Origin of the sequence: Micromonospora sp. NPDC051543, from assembly GCF_044454415.1 — a bacterium.
GTDB lineage: Bacteria > Actinomycetota > Actinomycetes > Mycobacteriales > Micromonosporaceae > Micromonospora.
On record NZ_JBITDT010000002.1, the window covers coordinates 291,221 to 314,401 of the forward strand.

At 72.9% G+C, this 23,181-nt stretch carries 21 protein-coding genes and 2 pseudogenes; 11 read left to right on the top strand and 12 right to left on the bottom strand.

Annotated features, from left to right (window positions below; genetic code table 11):
- The first annotated feature begins 2 nt into the window (after positions 1–2).
- Positions 3–1,043 (top strand): threonine aldolase family protein, encoded by a 1,041-nt coding sequence (locus tag ACIA3K_RS04395; protein ID WP_396799160.1) that lies wholly within the window; start codon positions 3–5, stop codon positions 1,041–1,043.
- A 106-nt stretch (positions 1,044–1,149) separates the two neighbouring features.
- Positions 1,150–2,016 (top strand): alpha/beta hydrolase family esterase, encoded by an 867-nt coding sequence (locus ACIA3K_RS04400; protein WP_396799161.1) that lies wholly within the window; start codon positions 1,150–1,152, stop codon positions 2,014–2,016.
- 29 nt (positions 2,017–2,045) lie between these two features.
- Here ACIA3K_RS04400 and ACIA3K_RS04405 read toward each other — a convergent pair whose 3' ends face one another.
- Positions 2,046–2,921 (bottom strand): deoxyribonuclease IV, encoded by an 876-nt coding sequence (locus ACIA3K_RS04405; RefSeq protein ID WP_396799162.1) that lies wholly within the window; start codon positions 2,919–2,921, stop codon positions 2,046–2,048.
- Positions 2,921–4,909, bottom strand: coding sequence for a Stk1 family PASTA domain-containing Ser/Thr kinase (pknB, locus tag ACIA3K_RS04410; RefSeq protein ID WP_396799163.1), 1,989 nt, complete (start codon positions 4,907–4,909; stop codon positions 2,921–2,923). The genes ACIA3K_RS04405 and pknB overlap by 1 nt, the downstream gene beginning before the upstream one ends.
- Before the next feature lie 178 nt (positions 4,910–5,087).
- Here pknB and ACIA3K_RS04415 point away from each other — a divergent pair, with 178 nt between their 5' ends.
- Positions 5,088–5,462, top strand: coding sequence for an Rv2175c family DNA-binding protein (locus ACIA3K_RS04415; protein WP_396799164.1), 375 nt, complete (start codon positions 5,088–5,090; stop codon positions 5,460–5,462).
- 112 nt (positions 5,463–5,574) lie between these two features.
- Here ACIA3K_RS04415 and ACIA3K_RS04420 read toward each other — a convergent pair whose 3' ends face one another.
- The 4 genes from ACIA3K_RS04420 to ACIA3K_RS04435 all read right to left on the bottom strand — a co-directional run bounded on the left by ACIA3K_RS04420 (position 5,575) and on the right by ACIA3K_RS04435 (position 8,314).
- A complete protein-coding gene (locus ACIA3K_RS04420; RefSeq protein ID WP_396799165.1) occupies positions 5,575–6,657 on the bottom strand; it encodes a polyprenyl synthetase family protein in 1,083 nt (360 codons plus the stop codon).
- Positions 6,658–6,666: 9 nt separating this feature from the next.
- The gene (locus ACIA3K_RS04425; protein ID WP_396799166.1) at positions 6,667–7,056 is read right to left on the bottom strand and encodes a helix-turn-helix domain-containing protein; all 390 of its coding nucleotides are present in this window, start codon (positions 7,054–7,056) and stop codon (positions 6,667–6,669) included.
- Positions 7,057–7,352: 296 nt separating this feature from the next.
- Positions 7,353–7,550 (bottom strand): DUF397 domain-containing protein, encoded by a 198-nt coding sequence (locus tag ACIA3K_RS04430; RefSeq protein WP_396799167.1) that lies wholly within the window; start codon positions 7,548–7,550, stop codon positions 7,353–7,355.
- The gene (locus ACIA3K_RS04435; protein WP_396799168.1) at positions 7,541–8,314 is read right to left on the bottom strand and encodes a DUF5753 domain-containing protein; all 774 of its coding nucleotides are present in this window, start codon (positions 8,312–8,314) and stop codon (positions 7,541–7,543) included. The genes ACIA3K_RS04430 and ACIA3K_RS04435 overlap by 10 nt, the downstream gene beginning before the upstream one ends.
- A gap of 148 nt (positions 8,315–8,462) precedes the next feature.
- On the opposite strand from ACIA3K_RS04435, the gene ACIA3K_RS04440 reads away from it, so the two are divergent.
- The 3 genes from ACIA3K_RS04440 (at position 8,463) to ACIA3K_RS04450 (ending at position 10,873) form a co-directional block, all read left to right on the top strand.
- The gene (locus ACIA3K_RS04440; RefSeq protein WP_396799169.1) at positions 8,463–8,597 is read left to right on the top strand and encodes a hypothetical protein; all 135 of its coding nucleotides are present in this window, start codon (positions 8,463–8,465) and stop codon (positions 8,595–8,597) included.
- A 623-nt stretch (positions 8,598–9,220) separates the two neighbouring features.
- Positions 9,221–10,138, top strand: a complete 918-nt coding sequence (metF, locus tag ACIA3K_RS04445) for a methylenetetrahydrofolate reductase [NAD(P)H] (protein WP_355049438.1) — start codon at positions 9,221–9,223, stop codon at positions 10,136–10,138.
- A gap of 21 nt (positions 10,139–10,159) precedes the next feature.
- Complete coding sequence (locus ACIA3K_RS04450; RefSeq protein ID WP_396799170.1) at positions 10,160–10,873, top strand: CDP-alcohol phosphatidyltransferase family protein; 714 nt, start codon at positions 10,160–10,162, stop codon at positions 10,871–10,873.
- A gap of 19 nt (positions 10,874–10,892) precedes the next feature.
- Here ACIA3K_RS04450 and ACIA3K_RS04455 read toward each other — a convergent pair whose 3' ends face one another.
- Genes ACIA3K_RS04455 through ACIA3K_RS04480 form a run of 6 tightly spaced genes read right to left on the bottom strand, consistent with a single transcriptional unit; the run spans position 10,893 to position 16,141 of the window.
- Entirely contained in the window at positions 10,893–12,380 is a 1,488-nt protein-coding gene (locus tag ACIA3K_RS04455; protein ID WP_396799171.1) for a phytoene desaturase family protein, read from the bottom strand.
- 12 nt (positions 12,381–12,392) lie between these two features.
- On the bottom strand, positions 12,393–13,517 hold the full coding sequence (locus ACIA3K_RS04460; protein WP_396799172.1) for a glycosyltransferase: 1,125 nt from the start codon (positions 13,515–13,517) through the stop codon (positions 12,393–12,395).
- Positions 13,514–14,374, bottom strand: coding sequence for a carotenoid biosynthesis protein (locus ACIA3K_RS04465; protein ID WP_396799173.1), 861 nt, complete (start codon positions 14,372–14,374; stop codon positions 13,514–13,516). Before ACIA3K_RS04465 ends, ACIA3K_RS04460 begins: the two co-directional genes overlap by 4 nt.
- Positions 14,371–14,922 (bottom strand): GNAT family N-acetyltransferase, encoded by a 552-nt coding sequence (locus tag ACIA3K_RS04470; RefSeq protein ID WP_396799174.1) that lies wholly within the window; start codon positions 14,920–14,922, stop codon positions 14,371–14,373. Before ACIA3K_RS04470 ends, ACIA3K_RS04465 begins: the two co-directional genes overlap by 4 nt.
- Positions 14,919–15,656, bottom strand: a complete 738-nt coding sequence (locus ACIA3K_RS04475; RefSeq protein ID WP_396799175.1) for a monooxygenase — start codon at positions 15,654–15,656, stop codon at positions 14,919–14,921. Before ACIA3K_RS04475 ends, ACIA3K_RS04470 begins: the two co-directional genes overlap by 4 nt.
- Positions 15,653–16,141, bottom strand: a complete 489-nt coding sequence (locus tag ACIA3K_RS04480) for a YbaK/EbsC family protein (protein ID WP_396799176.1) — start codon at positions 16,139–16,141, stop codon at positions 15,653–15,655. The genes ACIA3K_RS04475 and ACIA3K_RS04480 overlap by 4 nt, the downstream gene beginning before the upstream one ends.
- Positions 16,142–16,594: 453 nt before the next feature.
- On the opposite strand from ACIA3K_RS04480, the gene ACIA3K_RS04485 reads away from it, so the two are divergent.
- The 5 genes and pseudogenes from ACIA3K_RS04485 (at position 16,595) to ACIA3K_RS04505 (ending at position 23,100) form a co-directional block, all read left to right on the top strand.
- Positions 16,595–17,044: an SAV_6107 family HEPN domain-containing protein gene (locus tag ACIA3K_RS04485; RefSeq protein ID WP_396799177.1), complete on the top strand. Its 450-nt coding sequence runs from the start codon at positions 16,595–16,597 to the stop codon at positions 17,042–17,044.
- 96 nt (positions 17,045–17,140) lie between these two features.
- Complete coding sequence (locus tag ACIA3K_RS04490) at positions 17,141–17,866, top strand: hypothetical protein (RefSeq protein ID WP_355049446.1); 726 nt, start codon at positions 17,141–17,143, stop codon at positions 17,864–17,866.
- Positions 17,863–19,104: pseudogene (locus ACIA3K_RS04495) on the top strand (DNA polymerase Y family protein); the annotation flags it as partial. The gene ACIA3K_RS04490 and the pseudogene ACIA3K_RS04495, both read left to right, overlap by 4 nt.
- Before the next feature lie 174 nt (positions 19,105–19,278).
- Positions 19,279–19,611 (top strand): annotated as a pseudogene (locus tag ACIA3K_RS04500) (DNA polymerase Y family protein); the annotation flags it as partial.
- Between the two features lie 123 nt (positions 19,612–19,734).
- Positions 19,735–23,100 (top strand): error-prone DNA polymerase, encoded by a 3,366-nt coding sequence (locus ACIA3K_RS04505; RefSeq protein WP_396799178.1) that lies wholly within the window; start codon positions 19,735–19,737, stop codon positions 23,098–23,100.
- Positions 23,101–23,181: the final 81 nt, after the last annotated feature.

Sequence of the window (23,181 nt, forward strand, 5' to 3'; positions counted from 1 at the left end):
GGATGACAGTGGCTGACGCGTTTGTCGACCTGCGTTCCGACACGGTGACCCGGCCGACCGCCGGGATGCGCGAGGCGATGGCCGCCGCCGAGGTCGGTGACGACGTCTACGGCGAGGACCCCACCGTCAACGCGCTGGAGGCGGAGGTCGCCGCGCTGTTCGGCCACGAGGCGGCGCTGTTCGCCCCGAGCGGGACGATGGCCAACCAGATCGCCCTGCAACTGCTCGTGCCGCCCGGCGAGGAGCTGCTGTGCGACGCGGACGCGCACGTCGTCACGTACGAGATCGGGGCCGCCGCCGCGTACGGCGGAATCTCCTCGCGGACCTGGCCGACCGTCGGCGCGGACATCGACCCGGAGGTGGTCGCCCGGATGATCCGTCCGGACGGCTTCTTCGCCGTGCCCACCCGTGCCATCGCCGTCGAGCAGACCCACAACCGGGGTGGTGGCGGCGTGATCCCGCTGGACACCCTGCGAGAGCTGCGCGGCGTCGCCGACGACGCGGGGGTGGCGCTGCACTGCGACGGCGCCCGGATCTGGCACGCGCACGTCGCCGACGGGGTGTCGCTGACCGAGTACGGCGGGCTGTTCGACACGCTGTCCGTCTGCCTCTCCAAGGGGCTCGGCGCACCGGTCGGCTCGCTGGTGGTGGGCAGCGCGGAGAAGATCGCTCGGGCCCGGATGATCCGCAAGCGGATGGGTGGCGGCATGCGCCAGGCCGGCATCCTCGCCGCGGCCGGCCGGTACGCGCTCGCGCACCACGTCGACCGGCTCGTCGAGGATCACGCGAGGGCGGCCCGGCTCGCCGAGGCGGTCGCGCCGTTCGGGGTGCTCGCCACCACGGTCCGCACCAACCTCGTTCCGCTGGACCTGACCAAGCACGCGCTGGACGCCCGCGCCCTGGCCGCCGCCGCGCGCCAGGAGGGCGTACTGATCTCGGTGCTCGGCCCCCGGACCGCTCGCCTGGTCACCCACCTGGGCCTGGACGACGAGGGCCTGGACCGCGCGCTGCGGGCCCTACCCCGCATCCTGGCAGCAGCCTGAGGCCGTGATCGAGAGGCCCGGAGTCGCACCGGCCGGCCAGCGTAACGGATAACTAATCCGCTTATGCTACCTTGGAACGGATGACCCATCCATTTCAGGGGGCTCCATGCGCGACAGCATCACGGTGAACGGCACCCTGCGGACGTACGAGATCATCGGGTCCGCGGACGGCAACCCCGGACGCAGTCTCGTGCTCGTCTTCCACGGATCGAAACAGACCGGGGCCAAGCACCGGAAGTTCGTCGGCCGGGCCTACGACGCGCTCGCCGAGAGCGGCGCGGCGGTGGTGGTCTACCTCGACGGCCACAAGGGCAACTGGAACGACGCCCGGCGGGAGAGCTCCTTCCCGGCCCGCACCGACAACAGCGACGACGTCGGTTTTGTTCGGGCCCTGATCGAGAAGGTCGCCCTCAGTCACGACATCGACCCCGCGCGGGTGTACGCGGTCGGCTACTCCAACGGCGGCCAGATGGTGATCCGCCTGGCCCACGAAACTCCGGTGCTGATCGCCGGTGCGGCGGTGATCGCCGCAACGATGCCGGCACCCGAGAGCTTCCTGCTCGGCGACGCGGCACCCGCGCCCATGCCGGTCCTGTTGATCAACGGCACGAAGGACCGGATCGTCACGTACGCCGGTGGTGCGTACAGCTGGTGGGCGCGCCTGGTCTTCAAGGTCGGCGGCCGCAACCTGTCCGCACCCGAGTCCGCGGCCTATTTCGCCGCCGGTAACGGCATCACCGTACAACCCACAGTCACGAAACTGCCGGCCGTGAACGCCGCGACCTCGATCGAACGCACCGAGTACCGGCAGCCCGGGCACCCGTCGGTGGCGCTCTACACCGTGCACGGTGGCGGGCACACCATCCCAGGGCCGGCCAAGGCGCCTGCCGTGCTGGGCAGGACCAACCAGGACGTGCGGACGGCCCGGCTCATCGACGAGTTCTTCGCCATCTCCACACCGGCGCACCGCTGAGGGCGACCGGTCGTACCCGTGGATTGATCTCAGGAAGGGTGGCGGGCCAGGCGGCTGAGGATGGCGATGTCGGCGGCGTGGCCCAGCTGCTTCTCGCTCGGGGTCTCCACCACCACGGGGACCCCAACGGTGGCCGGATGGGCCATCAGCTCGGCGAACGCCGGCTCGCCGATGGTGCCCTTGCCGATGTTCTCGTGCCGGTCCCGGGTGGAACCGCACAGATCCTTGGAATCGTTGGCGTGCACCAGCCGCAACCGGTCGGCTCCCACCGTGGCCACCAGCGTGTCGAGGGTCGCGGTCATGCCGCCCTCGGCGGCCAGATCATGCCCCGCCGCCCAGGCGTGGCAGGTGTCGAAGCAGACGCCGAGCATCGGATGCCGGTCCACCGCGTCGAGGTAGGGCCCGAGGTGCTCGACCCGCGAGGCGAGGGAACGGCCGCCGCCGGCGCTCGGCTCGACCAGCAGCATCGGTCCGCCGGCCTCGGCCGTCCAGTCGAGCAGGGGCAGCAGCTCCCGACGGACCTGCCGCATCGCCTCCTCGGCGTACCCCTCGTCGACCGCGCTGCCGGCGTGGAACACCACCGCCCGCGCGCCGATGGCCACGCCCCGGCGCAGCGCGTGCGCCAGTGTCAGCGCCGACTTCTCGACGGTCGCCGGGGTGGGTGAGCCGAGGTTGACCAGCAGGGAGGCGTGGATGAACGCCGGGATGCCCCGCTCGGCGCAGCCGTCGCGGAACAGCGCGTCCTGCGCCGGGTCGCCCGGTGGCAGCGCCCAGCCCCGCGAGTTCGAGACGTACACCTGCACGGCTGCGGCGCCGGTCCCGTCCAGGTACGGCAGGGCCGCCCTGGCCAGCCCGCCGGAGGTCGGGGTGTGCGCGCCCACTGGCCGCGTCGAGATCGACGTCATCAGAAGCACGTGATGACGACCGGGGTGCCCGGAGGCACCTGCGAATTCTCTCCGGGGGCCTGGATGCGGGCCACGGCGTTCGGGTTGACGGCGACCGTCACCGGGAAGCCCTGGCTCTCCAGCACCTGCTTGGCCTGCTGGCAGGGCAGGTCGATCACTCGGGGCACCACGACCAGCGGCGGACCCTTGCTGATCTCCAGCTTGACCTCGGTGCCCTTCTCCACGCCCCCACCGTCGGCCGGGCTCTGGCCGAGGATCTCGTCCTTGGGCTTGTCGGAGTCCTTGAAACTCTCCACCGGGACCAGGCCGAGCTGGCCCAGTTTGGTGCGCGCCTCGGTCAGGCTCTTGCCCACCAGGTTCGGCACCGTCACCGGCGCCCGGCCACGGCTCAGGATCAGCGTGATCTTCGTGCCCGGCTTGACCTCGGCGCCCACCTTCGGGTTGCTGTCCAGGACGACGCCGGCCGGCAGGGTGTCGTCATAGCGGGCGGTGCCCTTGGCGACCACCAGTTGGGCGTTGACCAGATCCGCCTCGGCCAGCTCGTACTCCTTGCCGATCACGTCCGGCACGGGGAAGCGCTCCGGGCCCAGCGAGAGGGTCAGGGTGATCGTGCCGCCCTTGACGATCTTGCTCGACGACGCCGGGCTCTGCCCCAGCACGCTGTCCTTCGGGGCCTTCTCGTCGAAGCGCGGCTCCCCGTACGCCAGGGTCAGGCCGGCGCGCTCGGCCTGGGCCTGCGCCTCGGCCTTGTTCAGGCTGACCAGTTGCGGGGCGGACGTGTAGCGGCCGACGCCGAACCACCAGCCACCGAGCGCGGCCACCAGGCCCAGCGCCACGACCACGGCCGCGAAGGCCAGGCGACCCTGGGACGTGCCCAGGATCCTGGTGCGCAGCTCGGCGAACCGCGCGGCCAGACCCTCGGCGGGCTCCGGGGCGGCCCGCCGACGACCCGGGCCCTGCGCGCCACCCTCGGGCAACCGCGCCCAGGTCGGCCGTTGCGCCGGGCGGATCGCGGCGACCATCATCGTCGGCTGGGAGGCCGGCGGCTCGTCGGTGATCCGCCGCAGGACGGCGGTGCTGGTGCTGTTGACGTTGCCCAACTGGTCCCGGGCCACCTGGACCTCGGCCAGCAGCGCGCCGGCGTCGGCGGGCCGGGCGGACGGGTCACGCCGGGTGGCGCGCTGCACCAGGGCGTCGAGGGCCGGCGGCAGGCCGGGCACCAGCGTCGAGGGCGCCGGCACGTCCCGGTCGACGTGCTGCCAGGCGACGTCCACGGGACGGCCCCCGTCGTACGGCACCCGACCGGTGAGCATCTCGAACAGCACGATGCCGGCGGAGTAGACGTCGGTACGCGGATCGGCCCGACCCTCGGTGACCAGCTCCGGGGCGACGTACGCCACGGTGGCCATCAGTTGGTTGCCCTGCTCGTCGTCGGCGCTGGCCTCGACCGCGCGGGCGAGCCCGAAGTCGGCCACCTTGACGACGCTGTCCACCAGGTTGGCGACACCGCCGGTGGGCGCTTCGGCCACCAGGACGTTCTCGGGCTTGACGTCGCGGTGCACGAGGCCGGCCCGGTGCGCGGCGGCGATCGCGGCGAGCATCTGCTCGGCGATGGCCAGCGCCTCGTCCGGGTTGAGTCGGCGTCGTTCGGCCAGCACGTCGCGCAGCGTGCGGCCACGGACGTACTCCATCACCAGGTACGGCAGGCCGGCGTGGGTGCCCTGGTCGTAGACCGCGACCACGTTCGGGTGGGTCAGCCGGGCGATGGTCTTGGCCTCGTCGGTGAACCGGGCCACGAAGTTGGCGACCCGGGCCCGCGCCTCGGGCGCCTGGGTCGGGTGAATGATCTTGACTGCGACGGTGCGCTCGAGGCGTTCGTCGGTTGCGGTGTACACGGTCGCCATGCCGCCACGGGCCACGCGACCGCGAATGCGGTAGCGCCCGTCGATCAGCGAGCCCAGCAACGTGTCGGCGACCTGTGTGTCCATCGGCAGGGAGTCTATGTGTCCAGGGGGTGGGAGTTGAACAGGATGCTACAGCCCGAGGACGTAGCGGTCCGTCCCGTCGTGGGCCGGTGCCCCGGCGCCAGCCCTGATCCGCTGCTCACCGACGGTACGTGTGGGGTGCCGATGTCTCCCGCCGCCGACGGCGTGGCAGGGTGATCGGGTGACCGAACCCGTACCCGACCCCGAGCTCGCCGGCCCCACCGACCCGTCCGGCTGGCTCACCCTGCCCGACGTCGCCGAGCGGCTCGACGTGTCGATCAGCAAGGTCCACCAGATGATCCGCGACCGGGAGCTGTTGGCGGTCCGCCGCGACGGCGTACGCCGGATACCCGCGGACCTGGTGGCCAACGCGACAGTCCTCAAGCACCTGCCCGGGGTGCTCAACCTGCTGGCCGACAACGGCTACGACGACGAGGCGGCCATGCGCTGGCTCTACGAGCGGGACGACACGCTCCCCGGCGACACTCCCGCCGCTGCTCTCTCCGGCGACCAGGCCCGCGAGGTCAAACGCCGCGCCCAAGCCCTGGGCTTCTAGCCGACCCCTGCCCTTCTTCGTCGATCATGAAGTTATTGCCCGCCGGCGCGGCGTGTCGCGGCAATAACTTCATGATCAACGCGGCGGAGGGGCGGGCGCGGGGCGGGTGGGGTTAGTCGGAGCGTCGGGTGGCGGCTATGGCCAGGTCTACCAGGGCCTGGCGGGCTTCGGTGTCCAGGTCGACGGCGGCCAGGGCGGCCAGGGCCGTGTCGGTGAGCGTCACGATGCGCTGCTCGGTGCGGGTCAGGGCCCCGCTCGCCTGGATCAGCTCGCGCAGACGGGCCACACCCTGCTCGTCCAGGTCCGGGTTGCCGAGCTGACCGAGCAACAGCTCCCGGCCCGCGTCGTCGGTGGTCTCCACGGCCGCCGCCACCAGATAGGTGCGCTTGCCCTCGCGCAGGTCGTCCCCGGCCGGTTTGCCGGTCTGCGCCGGGTCGCCGAAGACCCCCAGCACGTCGTCGCGGAGCTGGAACGCCTCACCCAACGGCAACCCGTACGCCGAGTAGGTCGTCCGGATCTCCTCGCCCGCGTCGGCCAGCGCGGCGCCGAGCAGCAGCGGACGCTCGACGGTGTACTTCGCCGACTTGTACCGGGCCACCTTGCCGGCCCGCTCCAGCGAGGTGTCCCCGGTGGCCTGGGTCAGCACGTCGAGGTACTGCCCGACGGTGACCTCGGTGCGCATCTCGTCGAAGACCGGCCGGGCCCGGGCCAGCGCCCGCAGGTCCAGACCGGCGGAGTGCAGCAGCTCGTCGGACCACACCAGGCACAGGTCACCGAGCAGGATCGCGGCGGCGTCGCCGAACCCGTCCGCGTCGCCACCCCAGCCGGCCGCCCGGTGCCGACTGGCGAACCGCCGGTGCACCGCCGGCTCGCCCCGCCGGGTGTCGGAACGGTCCATCAGGTCGTCGTGGATGAGGGCGCTGGCCTGCACGAACTCCAATGCCGCGAGCGCGGTGAGAACCTCGTCGCCGTCCACCCCGCCGGCGCCGCGGAATCCCCAGTACGCGAACGCCGGGCGTAGGCGCTTGCCGCCACCGAGCACGAACGCCTCGATCGCCTCCGCCACCGGAACGAGGGCCTGGTCAACCAGGGTCAACCGGGTCCGCTGGCCGGCCAGGAACTCGGTGAGCGCCTCGTCGACCCGCTGCCGCAGGCCGGCGCGGTCGACGGGGGACACGGGAGCAGCATGGGTCACGCCACGACGCTAGCGGTTCCCCACGGCCCGCGCCCCACCGCCACGCGTAGTCCCGCCGGCACGGCCCAGCCCGGTCCGCCTGCCCGGTCGCGCACCCGCCGCGCCGTGTCGGCCCGACCCGGCCGTCGTGGGCGGTCCGGTCCGCCGGGTGCGCGCGGCCGCCTCGGCGAGCACCACCGGCGGTACGTCCAGCACGACGGCGAGCCAGCCGAGCCAGAACCCACCGGGTACGCGTCGCTGCCGCTCCCACCGGGACACCTCGTGCCGGCTCAACGTGGCGACGCCCGCCGCGGCGCACAACTCGGCGGCGGCCCGCCGCTGACTCCACCCCCGGGCCAGCCGATGCCGGACCAGCAGTGGCCCGAGCTGCGTGCGGTACGGCGGTGCGGGCGAGATCACGGGTCCTCCCGGCGGGTCGACGCGGTGCGACCTCGCCCGCGAACGGGCCGGGCGCACCTCGGCTGCGTGACCCCCCACGCCGGAACCGGACCACCCCCGCCGCCCGTCCCGCGCCCTCCATTCCTACCTCGGAGGTACGACGAGTTTTCCGCCGGAACCCAGCGAGGACGCCGACGTGTTCCTGGTCGGCAGTCTCCGGTTTGCCCGAGAAGAAAGCCCTCCACCTAATCGGCAGGAGGGCTTTCTGCGTATGGTGTTATTAGTTGCGAGCACCCTTTGACGGGTCTCGAGCGCGGTCAGCTCAGGGCATTGGCCTTCACGACTGCAACGAAGGCTTGCCACTGGTGAGGGCCGAACACCAGCGCTGGCCCGTGCTGGTCCTTACTGTCCCGGATGGCAACAATGCCCGGAAGGTTGTCAGCGACCTCGATGCACGCCCCGCCGTTGTTGCCGCTCTTCGTGCTCTTGTGCCAATGTGCGCTGGTCAGGTCCATGATGCTGCCGCTTCCCTGATGAGGTTGAGAGACTGCGCTCGGGGGAGCGCTTCGCCAACTATGCGCGACCACCGTCCCTCCAGGGTAGCGACTTCCTCCCTATCCTCGATGATCTGTGCTCTGACCTGCGCATCGATGTGAGCTGCCCGGGTTCCGTCGGGCAGTTCGGCCATGATGAACGGCCCGCCCAGCCCGGGATGCATCGGCGTATCCAACGGGACGACATGAACCCGTACGCAGGGCAGCTCTGCGCAGGCAAGGATGTGTTCACACTGGACACGCATCAGGGTGCCGTCGTCCTTGGCGCTGGCCGGACGGCGAAGGACTGTTTCATCCATGACTGCCACCAGCAGTGGAGGTCGTGAGCGGCGGAGGATCGACTGTCGCTCAATGCGAGCTGAGGCGAATGCATCCACCTCCTCCGAGGTCAGGGATTCCATCTCTAGGGTTGCCCTGGCGTACGCCTCGGTCTGCAACAGTCCCGGAACCCATGCCAGCTCGAACCACCGAAGCCCCAGTGCCTCACGTTCAACATCGACCCACTGGCGGAACCACGATGGCTCGCGTCTCTTGAGTACGTCCGGCCAAAGGTCCTTTACGTCCTTGCCGAGGATGGCCGCTACTCGGGAGCGTGCCACTGGGCGGGGGATGCGTCCACGGCTCACCCATCGCTGTGCCGTCTTGGGGTCTACGCCGGTCTGGGCTGCAAGGCTTTCGGCTGTCTCGCCGGCTTCGGTCATGGCTGCGATGAGTCCGTGGTTCACAGCGCTCTCCTCATTGGACGTCCGTGACCCTCAATGAACATACATCAACGCAGTGTAGGGGTCCCATCACCATCCGGCATCGTGCGGGAAACGACGATGCGGAGGACGGATGCGCCGTTGGAAGTGGTTCCAGAGACCAGGCAGCCCGATGGACGTCGTCGAGCGGACGAGCTTTCCCGGGCAGGCGGGTGAGTGCCGCACCATCGAGGCGCCCGGGCAGAGTGAGACGAAGCGGCAGGCTGTGAATTTTCGCAACCAGCAGGCCGGCGATCATGATGCTTGAGGAGCCTCGACCCGAACCCCCTTTCCTCGTGATCATGGCCAGTTACGTGATCGACTTTCACCACCGGAACGTCTGCTCGAAGTGCACGCCAGACGGCTCGTGCCCTCGACTGGTGGAGGCCAGTGGACATCTCAGGAGTTGGCGGGAGAGGAAAGAAAGTCGATGAGGCTCAACCCCGGTGACGTTCTGCTTCTCACCAAGAAGGCGAGTATCCAGTTCACAAAGCCAATGACGCTCAGGGTGATCGGAGTAGTGACGGACTGGATCACCTATGACGGCTGGGTCTGGGTCGATGGCTATCAGCTGGACAAGAAAGGTGATGCCGTAGAGAGGCGGCGCGTCTTTGTCCAGTCGGCAGGCTTGCGGGTCCTTACGGCAGCGGTAGGCGACGGAAGGGTCAAGCGTCCTCAACGACGATGACGCCGGCCTCGATCCGCTGGCGCAGCTCGTCAGCAACCTGCCGGTAGGGGCGTGGCTACGGTTTAGGCACGTCCGTCACCGTACTTCCGATTTTTTCGATCGCTCGCTCGTCGCCTGCTCCCCATGACACGCGGCTGGCTCGGATCGTGGGCGGCGGTGGGAAGCGTCTGGGTCACGATGGCGTCGCCCGCTAGAGTCGGGTCGTGGCGCTCGGTCTTCCCTCGGTACTCCCCAATCCGCAGCCGGCGATCGGGGCGCTCATCCGTGACCGTCAGCCGACGTTCTCGTTCGAGTTCTTCCCGCCCAAGACCGAGGCGGGGGAGCGGCTGCTCTGGCAGGCCATCCGCGAGCTGGAGTCGCTGCGCCCGTCGTTCGTGTCGATCACCTACGGCGCGGGCGGTTCGACTCGGGACACCACGGTGGCGGTGACCGAGCGGATCGCCACCGACACCACCCTGCTGCCGATGGCCCACCTGACCGCCGTCAACCACTCCGTGGCCGAGCTGCGGCACGTCATCGGGCGGCTCGCCGGGGTCGGGGTGCGCAACGTGCTGGCCGTACGCGGTGATCCGCCCGGCAACCCCGGCGGCGAGTGGGTCCGGCACCCCGAGGGCGTCGACTACGCCGAGGACCTGGTCCGGCTGGTCCGTGACTCCGGCGACTTCAGCGTCGGTGTGGCGGCCTTCCCGTACAAGCACCCCCGTTCCCCCGACGTGGCCAGCGACACCGCGCAGTTCGTCCGCAAGTGCCGCGCCGGCGCCGAGTTCGCGATCACCCAGATGTTCTTCGAGGCCGACGACTACCTGCGCCTGCGCGACCGGGTGGCCGCCGCCGGCTGCGCCACCCCGATCCTGGCCGGGGTGATGCCGGTGACCCAGATCGGCACCATCGAGCGGTCCGTGCAGCTCTCCGGGGCGCCCTTCCCGCCCGCGCTGGCGGCGCGTTTCGAGCGGGTGGCCGACGATCCGGAGGCGGTGCGACAGCTCGGCATCGAGCAGGCCAGCGAGATGTGCCGCCGGCTGCTGGACGAGGGCGTCCCCGGAATCCACTTCATCACCCTCAACCGGTCCACCGCCACGCGGGAGGTCTGGCAGAACCTCAAGGCCGGCGCGCGGGTGTGAACGCGGAGTCGGCGACACCTGATGCCCGGCACGACGGTTGATCCCCAGGTGGGCACACAGCTGAACTGGGACCAGTACGCCACGGCGTGGGCGCGGCTGCACGGCGGGTTCGACCCACGGGTCGCCGCGCCGGTGGTACGCGCCTGGCTGCGGTTCGCCTACCACGTCGGGTACGTGCTGGGCCGGCTGCGGGTCGGCCCCACCCCGGTCACCGTCGTCGGGGTGCTGCTCTGCTTCTGCGTACCGTTGCTGGCGACCCGGCCGGGCGACGGCCCGTTCCTGGGCGCGTTGTTCGTGCTGCTCGCCGCCGTGGCCGACAGTGTGGACGGCGCCGTGGCCGTCGCCACCGACCGCACCACCCGGCTCGGCTACGTCTACGACTCGCTGGCCGACCGGCTCGGCGAGGTGGCCTGGCTGCTGGCGTTCTGGCTGGTCGGCGCGCCGGGCGGGCTGGTCGTCGCGGCCGGTGCGCTGTCCTGGCTGCACGAGTACGTCCGGGCCCGCGCGGCCCTGGCCGGGATGCGCGAGATCGGCGCGGTGACCGTCGGCGAGCGACCCACCCGGGTCTCGGTCGCGCTGGCGGGTCTGGTGGTCGCCGGGCTGGCCGGTCTGATCGAGCCGGACCTGGCCGCCGGCACCATCACCATGGCGACCGCGGTCTGGGTGCTGCTCGCCGGCTTCGGGCTGGGGCAGTTGCTGTCCACCGTCCGCCGCGCGCTCCTCGACGCCGGCTGAGCTACCAGCGGCCGCCGGACTACCAGGCGGGGCCGATCTCCTCGGCGACGATCTGCGCGGAGAGGGTCACCATCGGCAGCCCGCCGCCGGGGTGGCTGGAGCCGCCCACCAGCCACAGTCCGTGCGCCGGCCCCCGGTTGGCCGGGCGGAGCAGACCGCCGGCGGTGCCGTAGATCGCGCCGCCCGGCGCCCCGGTCGCGGTGTCCAGGTCGGCCGGGGTGCGCACCTCGCGGAACAGCAGCCGGTCCCGCACGTCCACGCCGCGCTCGGCCAGGACGTCCAGGATCCGGTCGGCGTACGCGTCGGCGAGCCCCGGGCGTCGCCAGTCGACCGCCCCGCCGGCGGTGCCCTGCCGGGCGGCGTTGACCAGCACGAACCACGCCTCGTGCCCGGCCGGTCGGGCCATCGGGTCGTCGGCCACGGTGACGAACACCGTCGGGTCGGCCGCCGGCCGGGCCCGTACGCCCCGACCCGGGTCGCCGAAGACCGCGTCGAACTCGGCGTCGTAGTCGCGTGGGAAGAAGACGTTGTGGTGGGCCAGCCCGGTGTCGCCGGAGACGCCGAGCAGCAGGACGAAACCGGCCAGGCTGCGGTCGGCCAGCCCGGTCAGGCGACGCGCGTGCGGCAACAGGTCACGGTAGACGGTGAGGGCGTCCACGTTGGCCACCACCACGTCGGCGGGCACCGGTGCGGCGACACCGGCGAGGCGTACCCCGTGCACCCGGCCGCCGGTCGCGTCGATCCGGGTGACCCGGGTGTCGGTCTGCACGACCACGCCGAGGTCCAGGCAGCGGGTCAGCAGCGCGTCGGCGAGTGTGCCCAGCCCGCCGCGCAGGTACCAACCGCCGAAGGCCAGCTCGGCGTAGGGGACCGCGACCAGCGCCGCTGGCGCCCGGCGTGGGTCGGCGCCGGTGTAGGTGGCGTACCGGTCCAGCAGCATCCGCAGTCGCGGGTCGGACAGGTGCCGGCGGCCCAGGCCGCGCAGGCTGCGGCCCGGCGCGATGGCGGCCAGGTCGCCCAGCCGCCAGGCCAGCGAGGCCAGGTCGCGGGGGGAGTCGACGGTACGGCGCAGGATGTCCCGCGAGGACGCCTCCCACACCCGCGCGGCGCGCCGCCACAACCGCTGCCAGTCGGCCGCCGCCCGGTCACCGAGGGCGGCTCCGATCCGCGCGGCGAACTCCGTCGGGTCGGCGCACGAGTCCAGGGTCGGACCGCCGCCGGGAAAGACGTGCCGGACGATCGGGTCCAGCGGGACCAGGTCCAGGTACTCGTCGAGCTTCGCCCCGGTCGCCTCGAACAGGTCGTGGAAGACCTCGGGCAGCGTGAGCAGGCTCGGTCCGGTGTCGAATCCGAACGTCCCGGCCGGGGTGTCGTGCGCGTACCGGCCGAGCTTCCCGCCGACCGTGTCGGCGGCCTCGAAGACGGTCACCTGGTGTCCGGTGGCGGCCAGCCGGGCGGCGGTGGCGAGGCCACCCACCCCGGCGCCGACGACCACGATCCGCGCCATGCCGTGCCCTCCCTAGCTGACCGGACGGCCCCGCCAGGTGAGGCGGCGTCGCTTCCGCAGATGGTACGACCGCAGGGTCAACCAGCCGAGGACCACGACCGACACGGGGTGTGCGAGCGCGTCGGGCCACCACCGACCCCCGGTCGCGCGGGCGGTGATCGCCCGCCCGGCCACCCCCAGCAGGTATGCGATGAGCGCAACCATCGACACCCGGGGAGCTGTCCAGGCGGACCCCAGCGCGACCAGCGGCGGGGCGGTGTAGAGCAGCAGCAGCGCCGCCACCACGGCCGCCGCCGCGCCCGGGTGCCCGAACGACGCCCACAGCGACTTCGAGTACCCGTCGCGCAGTTGCGGCCAGTCGTCGTACATCCGGCAGGTGGCCAGCCGCGAGCCGTCGGCCAGGGCGATCCGCCCGCCGGCCCGCTTGACCGCGCGGGCCAGCTCGACGTCCTCCAGGATCTTGTCGGCGACCGCGGCGTGCCCGCCGGCGGCGGTGTAGCCGGTCCGGTCCACCACCAGGAACTGGCCGCCCGCCGCGGCCAGCGACGGCCGCGGCGAGCGTTCCATCGCCCGCAGCGGCAGGAAGGTCAGCCAGAGCCACTGCAACAACGGCTGGACCAGCCGGTCGGCCGCCGTCGTCACCACGATCCGGGGGTACGGCGACAGCAACGTCGCGCCGGCGGCGCGCAACTCGGTGACGGCGGCCGCCACGGCGTGCGGGGCGAGCACCACGTCGGCGTCGACGAAGACCAGCGCGGTGGCCTCCGGGGCGGCCCGGGTGGCGAGCTGCCAGCAGGCGTGCGGTTTGCCCAGCCAGCCCGGTGGCGGGGCGACCCCGGTGAGCACGGTGACCCGGGGATCGTCGCCGGCCACCGCGCGGACCACGTCGGCGGTGCCGTCGGTGGACCCGTCGTCGAGGACCACGACACGCAGCCCGGGCACCCCCCGCTGGGCGAGCAGGGCGCGCAGGCAGGGCGTGACGCGGGTGGCCTCGTCGCGCAACGGCAGCAGCACGGCCACCGGCTCGTCGACCTCGTCCGGTGCGTCGGTGGGCCGGCGCAGCCAGCGGGTGGCGTTGACCCAGGTGTGCGCGGTCAACGCGGCGACGGCGACCAGCAGGACGGACAGGGCGGTCATCGGGTCGCGTCGACGCCGGTGCGGTCCGGCCGGTGATCCTCCTGGCGGGGCTGGCCGTACCGGCGGGCACGCAGCAGCGTCACCGTCAGCGGCACGGCGGTGACCCCCATGCCGGCGGCACCCCAGAGCGCCGAGGCGGGCAGGTCCAGAAAGACGGCGTGGGCCAGGATGCTGGAGAAGTACGTCCACAGGTAGAGCGCGACCATCGGGTGGTCCCGTCGGTCGGTGCGTTCGGCGGTCGGACCGGCCAGCGGGCGCAGCGCGCTCATCAGCAGCACGGCGAAGAGCAGCCAGCCCAGGTAGTTGCTGACCGGGATGCCGGTCAGGCCGGGCAACGCGGGAGTGGCGTCGCGCCAGATCCAGTAGCCTTCGGCGACCATCTGCGGGTCGAGGAAGAGGTCCCACGCCGCCAGGCCCACGGCGGCCAACGCGATCCTGCCCACCCACCGTCCGACGGTCGAACCCCTGCCGTCGCCGGTCGGGGTGCTGCCGTCGCCGGTCAGGCGGACCGCGGCCAGCCAGGCCGGCCAGGCCATCCAGGTCCACGCCAACGGAATGATCAACGGCACCCCGGCCAGCTTGGGACCCAGCTCGCCCGAGTAGTCGTAGCTGCCGAACGGCACACCGGTGGCCACCCCGATCGCCTCGATCGCGAACCCACCGCCGGTGGCCACCGCGACCAGCGCCGCCGCCACCCGGGGGCCCCGACTGAGCAGCGCGTGGCCGACCGAGAGCAGCCAGCCGAGCACGACGGTGGCCACGGTCAGCCCGGCCCGGGTCGCGCCGGTGGTCAGCGGATAGCAGATCTGGGCGAACACCAGGACGCCGAGCAGCGTCCAGGAGATCCGCCGGGTCATGACGCCGGGGGATCGAGTGGCAGGTCCCGACCGAGTACGCCGAACGGCCGCTCGTCACCCGGAAAGTGGAAGTCGCGCAGCACGTCGACGAAGCCGAAGCGCCGGTACAGCCGCCAGGCCCGCGAGGTCTGCTCCTCCGCCTCCGGGGTGGACAGCAGCGTGGTCTCGCCCTCGGCCATCGTGAGCAGCGCCCGCAACTGGCCGGCGCCCAGGCCGTGCCCCTGCGCGGGCGGGCGGACGTGCAGCTCGACCACCTCGAAGCAGTGGGTGAGCCAGCGCTTGCGGGTCGGGCCGTCCAGCGCCCGGTGCACCTGGTCGTGCCACCACTGGCCGGCGCCGCCCAGATAGCCGTACCCGAAGCCGGCGAGGTGACCCTCGCTGGTCAGGCTGGCCACGGCCCGGAACCCCGGCCGGCGGACGTGGGTGGCGATGTAGCCGCGCCGGGCCTCCAACAGGTCGGTGCGGTACCCCATCGCCTCGCCGTAGACGGCCACCACGTCGTCCAGTCGTCGGACGAGGTCGTCCGGCGTCCAGCGCACCAACCTCATGCCCGTCCACCCTTCCCTGTCGCCTGGTCGCCGTCGGCGACCCAACCGAGGACCGTCCGGTCGCCGACCACGTCGCGTACCTCGAACCGGGCGAACAGCTCCTCGGCGTACCAACCCGCGGTGGGGGTTCGCATGATCGCCGCCCGATGCTCCGGGTGACGGTACGCGAACGCCACCAGGTCCGTCGGGTCACGCCACACGCTGACCGTGCCCTGCCAGCCCAACGGGGCCTCACCCACGCCGAACCGGGCGAGCAACCCCGGCGCGTCGCGCAGGGCCGCCGCCACCGGCGGGATCGCCCGCCAGAAGGTGGCCGCCCGACGTGCCCGCAGCCGGGCCCGCGTCAACGCCAACACCGGCCCGGCCACCCGACCGCCCGGTGGTTCGCCGAACGGCCGCTCGCCCGACCACTCGCCACGGCTGCTCAGCGGACGCAGGTCGACCCGGACCTGCGCCTGGGCGATGCGCGCCCAGGCCCGCCCGACCGGCGAGTCGTCGAAGCCGGCCGCCGCGGCGGGGGAGTCCCAGACGGTCAGCGCCGCCCACCTGGTGAGGTCGGCGTCACCCGGGCCGAAGCCGGTGCCCGTCCCGGTGCCCAGCAGCTTGCCGAACCGGACGCCCGGCAGGGCGCGCAGCCGACGCGGATCCACCGCCATCCTCATCAGCGCCCGGGGCAGCGCGCTCCGGGCGGTCCGCCACACGTGCAGGGTGACCAGCTCCGGTACGGCGTTCACGCCACCTCGGCCGGGGTGCCGGCGGTGACGCGCAGCAGTTCGGCGTAGGTGGTCGGGAAGACCGCCTGCGGTACGCCGCCCGCCGCCCAGATCTGCGGGTACGTCGCCAGCGCCGTGTCCACCAGGGTGCGCAGCGCCCGAGGGTGCCCGAGCGGGGCGACCCCGCCGATCGGCTGGCCGGTGTGCTCGCGGACGAACTCCGGGGTGGCCCGGCGCAGCCGGGTGACGCCGATGGACGCAGCCAGACCGGCGGTGTCCACCCGGTGCGCGCCGGAGGTGAGCACGAGCAGCGGCGCGTCGTCCGCGTCGAAGATCAGCGAGTTGGCGATCTGGCCCACCTCGACGCCGAGCGCCTCGGCGGCGGCTGCCGCGGTGTGCACCGCGTCGGGCAGGAGTCGGACCGTGCTGGGCTGACCGGCGTCGTCGAGCGCGCCGGCGCCGTCCAGCGCGTCCTGCACCGCCCGTACGTTCGGGTGTGGCTGCATCCCGTCATTCTTCCCGGTCCGTGTGCGCCGGTTCATCCCGGCACACGTCACGGCGAGTCCTGGCGCGTCACACGTTGCATTTTCGTCGGAGGGGAGGTGTACTGTCAGCAGCAGTTAGAACGAGTGTTCGATTGCCTCGAACGTTCGTTCCAACCAGCCGGAGCGCGGCGTTTCGCGGCGCCAGTTCCGGCCGGTGCGGCTCCGCGGGCCGCACCTGGGTTTCCGGGCAGTCGCGAGCCCGGTCCCATCAGGCAGGAGCGTCGCCCGCCGCCCACGACCCCCGGGCGGCGGGCGACGAACCCGCCGGTACGCCGGCCGGGTGTGGTGTGGGGAAGCATCCACACCCGGCCGGCCACCCCCGGTGCGTCTTCCTCCGCACCCACCCGACCTCGGCGTCTCGTCGGCGGCACCATCGCCCCGACCGACGCCCCGGCCACGTGGAGGAGACAGTCCATGCCGACCAACCCGGCTCAGGCACCGACGGTGCCGGCGCACGTGCTGCCGCACCGCACCCCTGCCCAGCTCCTCACCCTGGCCCGCCGTGGGCTGGTCGAGGCCGGCCAGACCCGACCCGACGGCCTGCGCTACGCGGCCGCCCACCTGGCGGCGCTGCGCGCGGCGGCCGCCCTGCTCGCCGCCCGGGCCCGTCCCGCCCCGAGCCGGCGCAACCGGATCACCAGCGTCTGGGTCCTGCTCTGCGCCGTCGCCCCCGAGCTCGACGAGTGGGCCCGGTTCTTCGCCGCCGGGGCCAGCAAGCGAGCCGCCGCCGAGGCCGGCATTCCCCGGGTGGTCAGCGCCCGGGAGGCCGATGACCTGCTCCGCGCCGCCGAAGAGTTCGTCACGGTGGTGGAGACCGCGCTCGGCGTGGCACACCAACCAGCCCTGGACGGCCTCGCGGCGTGAGACCGCCGTGACGCCGGCCGCCTGGAAGGGAAGCCGGGCGGCCGGCGTCACGGTGCGGCCTGATCTGTTCCACAGCAACGACGGGGGGTTGGTCCGATGGCGGGCCGCATGGTGGTGGGTTCCGCCGCGCTGGCCGATCTGGTACGCCCGGCGAGCGCGCCCGATCCGGTGGGCGGCCACCGCGTGCTTCCGGTGACGCCGGAGCTGACCGGCCTGTTGCCCAACCGGGGTCTACGCCGGGGCAGCACGATCGCTGTCGCCGCCGGTCAGCCCCGCCGCAGTGGGGGCACCTCGCTGGTGCTCGCACTGCTGGCCGAGGCGTCCCGGGCCGGCTCGTGGTGTGCCGTGGTCGGGGTGCCGACGTTCGGCGCGGGTGCGGCGGCGGAGCTGGGCATCTCCCTGGACCGGCTCGCCCTGGTACCGAATCCGGGTCCCGAGTGGGCCACCGTGGTCGCCGCGTTGATCGACGGGGTGGACGTCGTGGTCACCGCCGTACCGGCCGCGGTCTCCGCCTCGGTCGCCACCCGGCTGGCCGCCCGGGCCCGGCAGCGCGGCAGCGTGCTCGTCCCGTACGGCCGGTGGGACGGCGCGGACGTGACGCTGCAGGTGGTCCGTGGGGTCTGGGAAGGGCTCGGTCAGGGGCGGGGCCGGCTGCGCCGCCGGGAGGTCACCGTGTCGGCGCGCGGGCGGGGAGCAGCCGCCCGCCCCAAGGAGATCAAGGTCTGGCTCCCCGACGCCGAGCTCACCCGCGTCATACCCCGGACGGTGCGGTCGACCGTGGGCCGACCGTCCGGGCCGCTCGCCCTGGTCGGGTCGGGGTGACCGGCTCGCCGACCCGGACCCTGCTGCTGTGGTGCCCGGACTGGCCGGTGCTCGCCGCCGAGATCGTCGACGGGATACCAGCCACCGGCCCGGTCGCCGTACTGCACGCCAACCGGGTGGTCGCCTGCTCCGAGCGGGCCCGCGCCGAAGGCGTACGCCGAGGGCTGCGCAAGCGGGAGGCGCAGGGTCGTTGTCCGCAGCTCACCGTCGTGGACTACGACCCTGGCCGGGACGCCCGGGCGTTCGAGCCGGTGGTCGCCGCGCTGGAGGAACTGGTGGCCGGTGTCGAGGTGGTCCGGCCGGGCGCCTGTGCGGTTGCCGCCCGGGGCCCGAGTCGCTACCTCGGCGGTGAGGAGGCGGCCGCCGAACGGCTCATCGAGCACGTCGCCCAGTCGTGTCTGGTGGAGAGCCAGGTGGGCATCGCCGACGGGGTGTTCGCCGCGGCGCTGGCCGCCCGCACCGGCCGGGTGGTGGCGCCGGGTGGGACGCCGGCGTTCCTGGCCGGGATGCCGGTCGAGGCGCTCGGTCGGTCCGCGCTGGCTGACCTGCTGCGCCGGCTGGGGGTGCGGACCCTCGGTGACTTCGCCGCGCTACCGGCCGGCGACGTGCTGGCCCGCTTCGGGTTCGACGGTGCGCTGGCCCACCGGCTGGCCGCCGGCCGGGACCACCGCCCACTCGCCGTCCGGCAGCCGCCGGCCGACCTGACGGTGACCGCCGGGTACGACGATCCGATCGACCGGGTCGACGCGGCGGCGTTCGCCGCCCGTGCTCTGGCGGAGCAGTTGCACGACCGGCTCGCCGGGCACGGGCTGGCCTGCACCCGACTCGGCATCGAGGCGGTTACCGAGCACGGGCAGGAGCTGCACCGGGTGTGGCGGCACGACGGTCTGCTCACCGCCGCCGCCATCGCCGATCGGGTGCGTTGGCAGCTCGACGGCTGGCTCTCGGGCAGCAACGGTCGCGCCGGCGCCCGTCCGGCCCGTCCGACAGCCGGCATCATCCGACTGCGGCTGATCCCGGACGGGGTGGTCGCCCAGGCCGGCCTGCAGACCGGCCTCTGGGGGGAGACCGGCGAGGAGCGGGAGCGGGCGCACCGGGCATTGAGCCGCGTACAGGGCATCCTCGGCCCGGAAGCGGTGGTCACGGCGGTGCTCGGTGGCGGGCGTTCCCCGGCTGACCAGGTGCGCCTCGTGCCGTGGGGCGACGAGCGGCTACCGGCCCGACCCGGCCCACCGGCCGTCACCGGCGCGGGCATGGGTGCGGGCGCGGGTAGGGGTGCGGGCGCGGGCATGGGTGCGGGCGCGGGCATGGGCGCAGGTGCTGGCGCGGGCATGGGCGCGGGCGCGGGTAGGGGTGTCGGTGCTAGTGCTGGTGGTGGCGGCGGTGCTGGTCCCGCGGCCGGCCGGGGTGGGGGTATTCCGCCGTGGCCGGGTCGGCTGCCGCCGCCCGCGCCCGCCGTGGTGCTGCCCAGCCCCCTCGCCGCGACCGTGCACGACGCCGCTGGCGAGCCGGTGGTGATCAGCGCGCGGTTGGCGGTGAGCGCCCCACCGGCCCGACTGGTGGTCGGCACCGGTCAGCCGGCGGAGATCGTGGGTTGGGCCGGGCCGTGGCCGGTGGACGAGCGCTGGTGGGCGCCGGCCGAGGCCCGCCGCCGGGCCCGGTTCCAGGTGAGCCTGGCCGACGGTGCCGCTCTGCTGCTCGCCGTGGAGTCGGGGCAGTGGCTGGTGGAGGCGATCTATGACTGAGCGTTCAGCCGGCCATGATCGACTCGACTTCCCGGAAGTCGGGGTGTCCCACCTCTTCGGACAGCCCGATTTCCGTGATGTCGAGTGGATCAATCCGGTTGTGGTCGGTCTGGGGGTGGCCGGATGAGTTTTCACAACCCGAAGATGCCCTGGTCGGAGCTGGAGAGCGTGCTCTCCGGCCGGGCCGGCGGCGGGCGGCCGCGCGCCGAGCGGCACCTGCACGTGGTGGATCCGCTCGCCGTGGACGCCGACGGCGGTGACTCGCCGGCCTGGAGTCGCCACCGCGAGCGGTACGAGCCGCCGGAGCTGGCCCGTCCCGACGGGGTGGTGCCCTACGCGGAGCTGCACGCGCACACCAACTTCAGTTTCCTCGACGGCGCGAGCCACCCCGAGGAGTTGGCCGAGGAGGCGGCCCGGCTGGGGCTCACCGCGTTGGCCGTCACCGACCACGACGGCTTCTACGGGGTGGTCCGGTTCGCCGAGGCGGCCCGGATGCTGGGCCTGCCGACCATCTTCGGCGCGGAGCTGTCCCTCGGGCTGCCCGGCCCGCAGAACGGCGAACCCGACCCGCACGGCGCGCATCTGCTGGTGCTGGCGCACGGCCACGAGGGGTACGCCCGGCTGGCCACCACGATCGCCCGCGCCCAGTTACGTGGTGGGGAGAAGGGCCGCCCGGTCTACGGGGAGCTGGAGGAGGTCGCCGCCGAGCTGAAGGATCACGTGCTGGTGTTGACCGGCTGTCGCAAGGGGCACGTGCCGGGGGCGCTGCTCACCGAGGGGGTGGACGCGGCGGCCCGTGAGCTGGACCGGTTGACCGCGCTCTTCGGCGCGGAGACGGTGGCGGTGGAGTTGACCGACCACGGTCATCCGGTCGACGCCGACCGCAACGACGCGCTCGCCGAGCTGGCCGCCGCGGCCGGGCTGCCGACGGTGGCCAGCAACAACGTGCACTACGCCAGCCCTGGCCGGAGGCGGCTGGCCACCACGGTCGCCGCGGTGCGGGCCCGGCGCAGCCTGGACGAGATCGACGGTTGGTTGCCCGCGGCGGCCACCGCCCACCTGCGCAGCGGCGCGGAGATGGCGGCGCGGTTCGCCGCGTACCCGGGCGCGGTGGCGCGGGCCGCCGAGTTCGGCGCCGAGCTGGCCTTCGACCTCCAACTCGTCGCGCCGCAGCTGCCGGCGTACCCGGTGCCGCCGGGGCACACCGAGATGAGTTGGCTGCGCAAGCTGACCGCCGACGGGGCACACGAGCGTTACGGGCCGCCGCAGGCGCACCCGGCGGCGTACGCGCAGCTCGACCACGAGCTGAACATGATCGAAGAGTTGGGCTTCCCCGGTTACTTCCTGGTGGTCTACGACATCGTCTCGTTCTGCCGCGAGCAGGACATCTACTGCCAGGGCCGGGGATCGGCGGCCAACTCGGCGGTCTGCTACGCGCTGCGGATCACCAACGTGGACGCCGTCCGGCACCGGCTGCTCTTCGAGCGCTTCCTCGCCCCGGAGCGGGACGGTCCGCCGGACATCGACGTAGACATCGAGTCCGACCGTCGGGAGGAGGTGATCCAGCACGTCTACACCCGCTACGGCCGGGAACACGCCGCGCAGGTCGCCAACGTCATCTCGTACCGCCCCCGGTCCGCGGTGCGGGACGTGGCCAAGGCGTTCGGCTTCTCACCCGGTCAGCAGGATGCCTGGAGCAAGCAGATCGACAGGTGGGGCTCGGTCGCCACGGTCGACGTCGAGGGCATCCCGGAGCAGGTGGTGGAGTACGCCAACGAGCTCCAGACGTTCCCCCGGCACCTGGGCATCCACTCGGGCGGGATGGTGATCTGCGACCGGCCGGTGATCGAGGTCTGCCCGGTGGAGTGGGGGCGGATGCCCGGGCGCAGCGTCCTGCAGTGGGACAAGGACGACTGCGCCGCCGTGGGTCTGGTGAAGTTCGACCTGCTCGGCCTGGGCATGCTCTCCGCCCTGCACTACGGCTACGACATGATCGGGTCCCGGCTGGATCTCGGCGACATGACGCTCGACGATCCCGAGGTCTACGACATGCTCTGCCGGGCCGACTCGGTCGGGGTGTTCCAGGTGGAGAGCCGCGCCCAGATGGCCACCCTGCCGCGGCTCAAGCCCCGCGAGTTCTACGACCTGGTGGTCGAGGTGGCGTTGATCCGTCCCGGCCCGATCCAGGGCGGTTCGGTGCACCCGTTCATCCGGCGTAAGAACGGTCAGGAGCCGGTGACGTACGCGCACCCGTTGATGCGTAACGCGCTGGAGAAGACCCTGGGGGTGCCGCTGTTCCAGGAGCAGTTGATGCAGCTCGCCATCGACCTGGCCGGTTTCGACGCGGCCGAGGCCGACCAGTTGCGCCGGGCGATGGGCGCGAAACGCTCGGTCGAGCGGATGACCCGCATCGCCGACCGGCTCTACGCCGGGATGGCCGAGCGGGGCATCACCGGCGAGCTGGCCGACGACGTCTACCGCAAGCTCACCGCGTTCGCCAGCTACGGCTTCCCGGAGAGCCACGCGATGAGCTTCGCCTACCTGGTGTACGCCAGCTCGTGGCTCAAGCGCTACCACCCGGCCCCGTTCCTGGCGGCGCTGCTCAACGCCCAGCCGATGGGCTTCTACTCGCCGCAGACCCTGGTCGACGACGCCCGCCGGCACGGGGTGGAGGTCCGCCGTCCGGACATCAACGCCAGCGGGGCTCTGGCGGTGCTCGAGTCCACCCCGGACACCCGGTGGGGCAGCGAGCCGGGGGAGCCGCCGCACGCCTGGGGGCTGGGCGGTCCGGCCGTCCGACTGGGGCTGTCCAGCGTACGTACCCTCGGGTCGGACGTGGCCGAGCGGATCGAGGCCGAGCGGACGGTCGGTGGGGCGTACCGTGACATGCCGGATCTGGCCCGGCGGGTCGGTCTCACCGCGACCCAGCTGGAGGCCCTGGCCACCGCGGACGCCTTCGCCTGTTTCGGGCTGACCCGGCGGGAGGCGCTGTGGGCCGCCGGCGCGGCGGCCCAGGACCGACCGGGCCGGCTGCCCGGCACGGTGACCGGCGCGGCGGCGCCCACGCTGCCCGGCATGGAGGCCGTGGATCGGCTGGTAGCCGACGTGTGGGCCACCGGGTTGTCGCCGGAGAGCCACCCGGCCCGGTTCATCCGGGGGCAGCTCGACGTGCTGGGCGCGGTGCCGATCGCCCGGCTCGGTCGGGTGGAGCCGGGCCAGCGGATCCGGGTCGGCGGCATCGTCACCCATCGACAGCGCCCGGCGACCGCTGGTGGGGTGACCTTCCTCAACCTGGAGGACGAGACCGGGATGTTGAACGTCACCTGTTCACCGGGTCTGTGGCAGCGTTATCGGCGGGTGGCCCGCACCAGCGCCGCGCTGGTGGTCCGGGGGCGACTGCAACGCCACGAGGGAGTGACCAACCTGGTCGCCGACCGGCTGGACGCCATTGAGCCGCCGGTCAGTCCCGCGTCCCGCGACTTCCGCTGATCCAGTGATTCACATTACGGTTTCTGTCGCCGCGGAGCGGGAGACTCGTCCTGAGCGGGCAGAGCGGCCCGTGATCCGTGA

Bases quoted from the DNA above. Each gene is read 5' to 3' on its own strand.
- ACIA3K_RS04465 (WP_396799173.1), bottom strand. From the start codon at position 14,374: ATGACCCGGCGGATCTCCTGGACGCTGCTCGGCGTCCTGGTGTTCGCC.
- ACIA3K_RS04440 (WP_396799169.1), top strand. From the start codon at position 8,463: ATGGACGTCGTCGAGCGGACGAGCTTTCCCGGGCAGGCGGGTGAGTGC.
- ACIA3K_RS04450 (WP_396799170.1), top strand. From the start codon at position 10,160: ATGCCCGGCACGACGGTTGATCCCCAGGTGGGCACACAGCTGAACTGG.
- ACIA3K_RS04430 (WP_396799167.1), bottom strand. From the start codon at position 7,550: ATGGACCTGACCAGCGCACATTGGCACAAGAGCACGAAGAGCGGCAAC.
- ACIA3K_RS04460 (WP_396799172.1), bottom strand. From the start codon at position 13,517: ATGACCGCCCTGTCCGTCCTGCTGGTCGCCGTCGCCGCGTTGACCGCG.
- ACIA3K_RS04505 (WP_396799178.1), top strand. From the start codon at position 19,735: ATGAGTTTTCACAACCCGAAGATGCCCTGGTCGGAGCTGGAGAGCGTG.
- pknB (WP_396799163.1), bottom strand. From the start codon at position 4,909: ATGGACACACAGGTCGCCGACACGTTGCTGGGCTCGCTGATCGACGGG.
- ACIA3K_RS04490 (WP_355049446.1), top strand. From the start codon at position 17,141: ATGGCGGGCCGCATGGTGGTGGGTTCCGCCGCGCTGGCCGATCTGGTA.
- ACIA3K_RS04400 (WP_396799161.1), top strand. From the start codon at position 1,150: ATGCGCGACAGCATCACGGTGAACGGCACCCTGCGGACGTACGAGATC.
- ACIA3K_RS04395 (WP_396799160.1), top strand. From the start codon at position 3: ATGACAGTGGCTGACGCGTTTGTCGACCTGCGTTCCGACACGGTGACC.
- ACIA3K_RS04455 (WP_396799171.1), bottom strand. From the start codon at position 12,380: ATGGCGCGGATCGTGGTCGTCGGCGCCGGGGTGGGTGGCCTCGCCACC.
- ACIA3K_RS04470 (WP_396799174.1), bottom strand. From the start codon at position 14,922: ATGAGGTTGGTGCGCTGGACGCCGGACGACCTCGTCCGACGACTGGAC.
- ACIA3K_RS04485 (WP_396799177.1), top strand. From the start codon at position 16,595: ATGCCGACCAACCCGGCTCAGGCACCGACGGTGCCGGCGCACGTGCTG.
- ACIA3K_RS04480 (WP_396799176.1), bottom strand. From the start codon at position 16,141: ATGCAGCCACACCCGAACGTACGGGCGGTGCAGGACGCGCTGGACGGC.
- ACIA3K_RS04405 (WP_396799162.1), bottom strand. From the start codon at position 2,921: ATGACGTCGATCTCGACGCGGCCAGTGGGCGCGCACACCCCGACCTCC.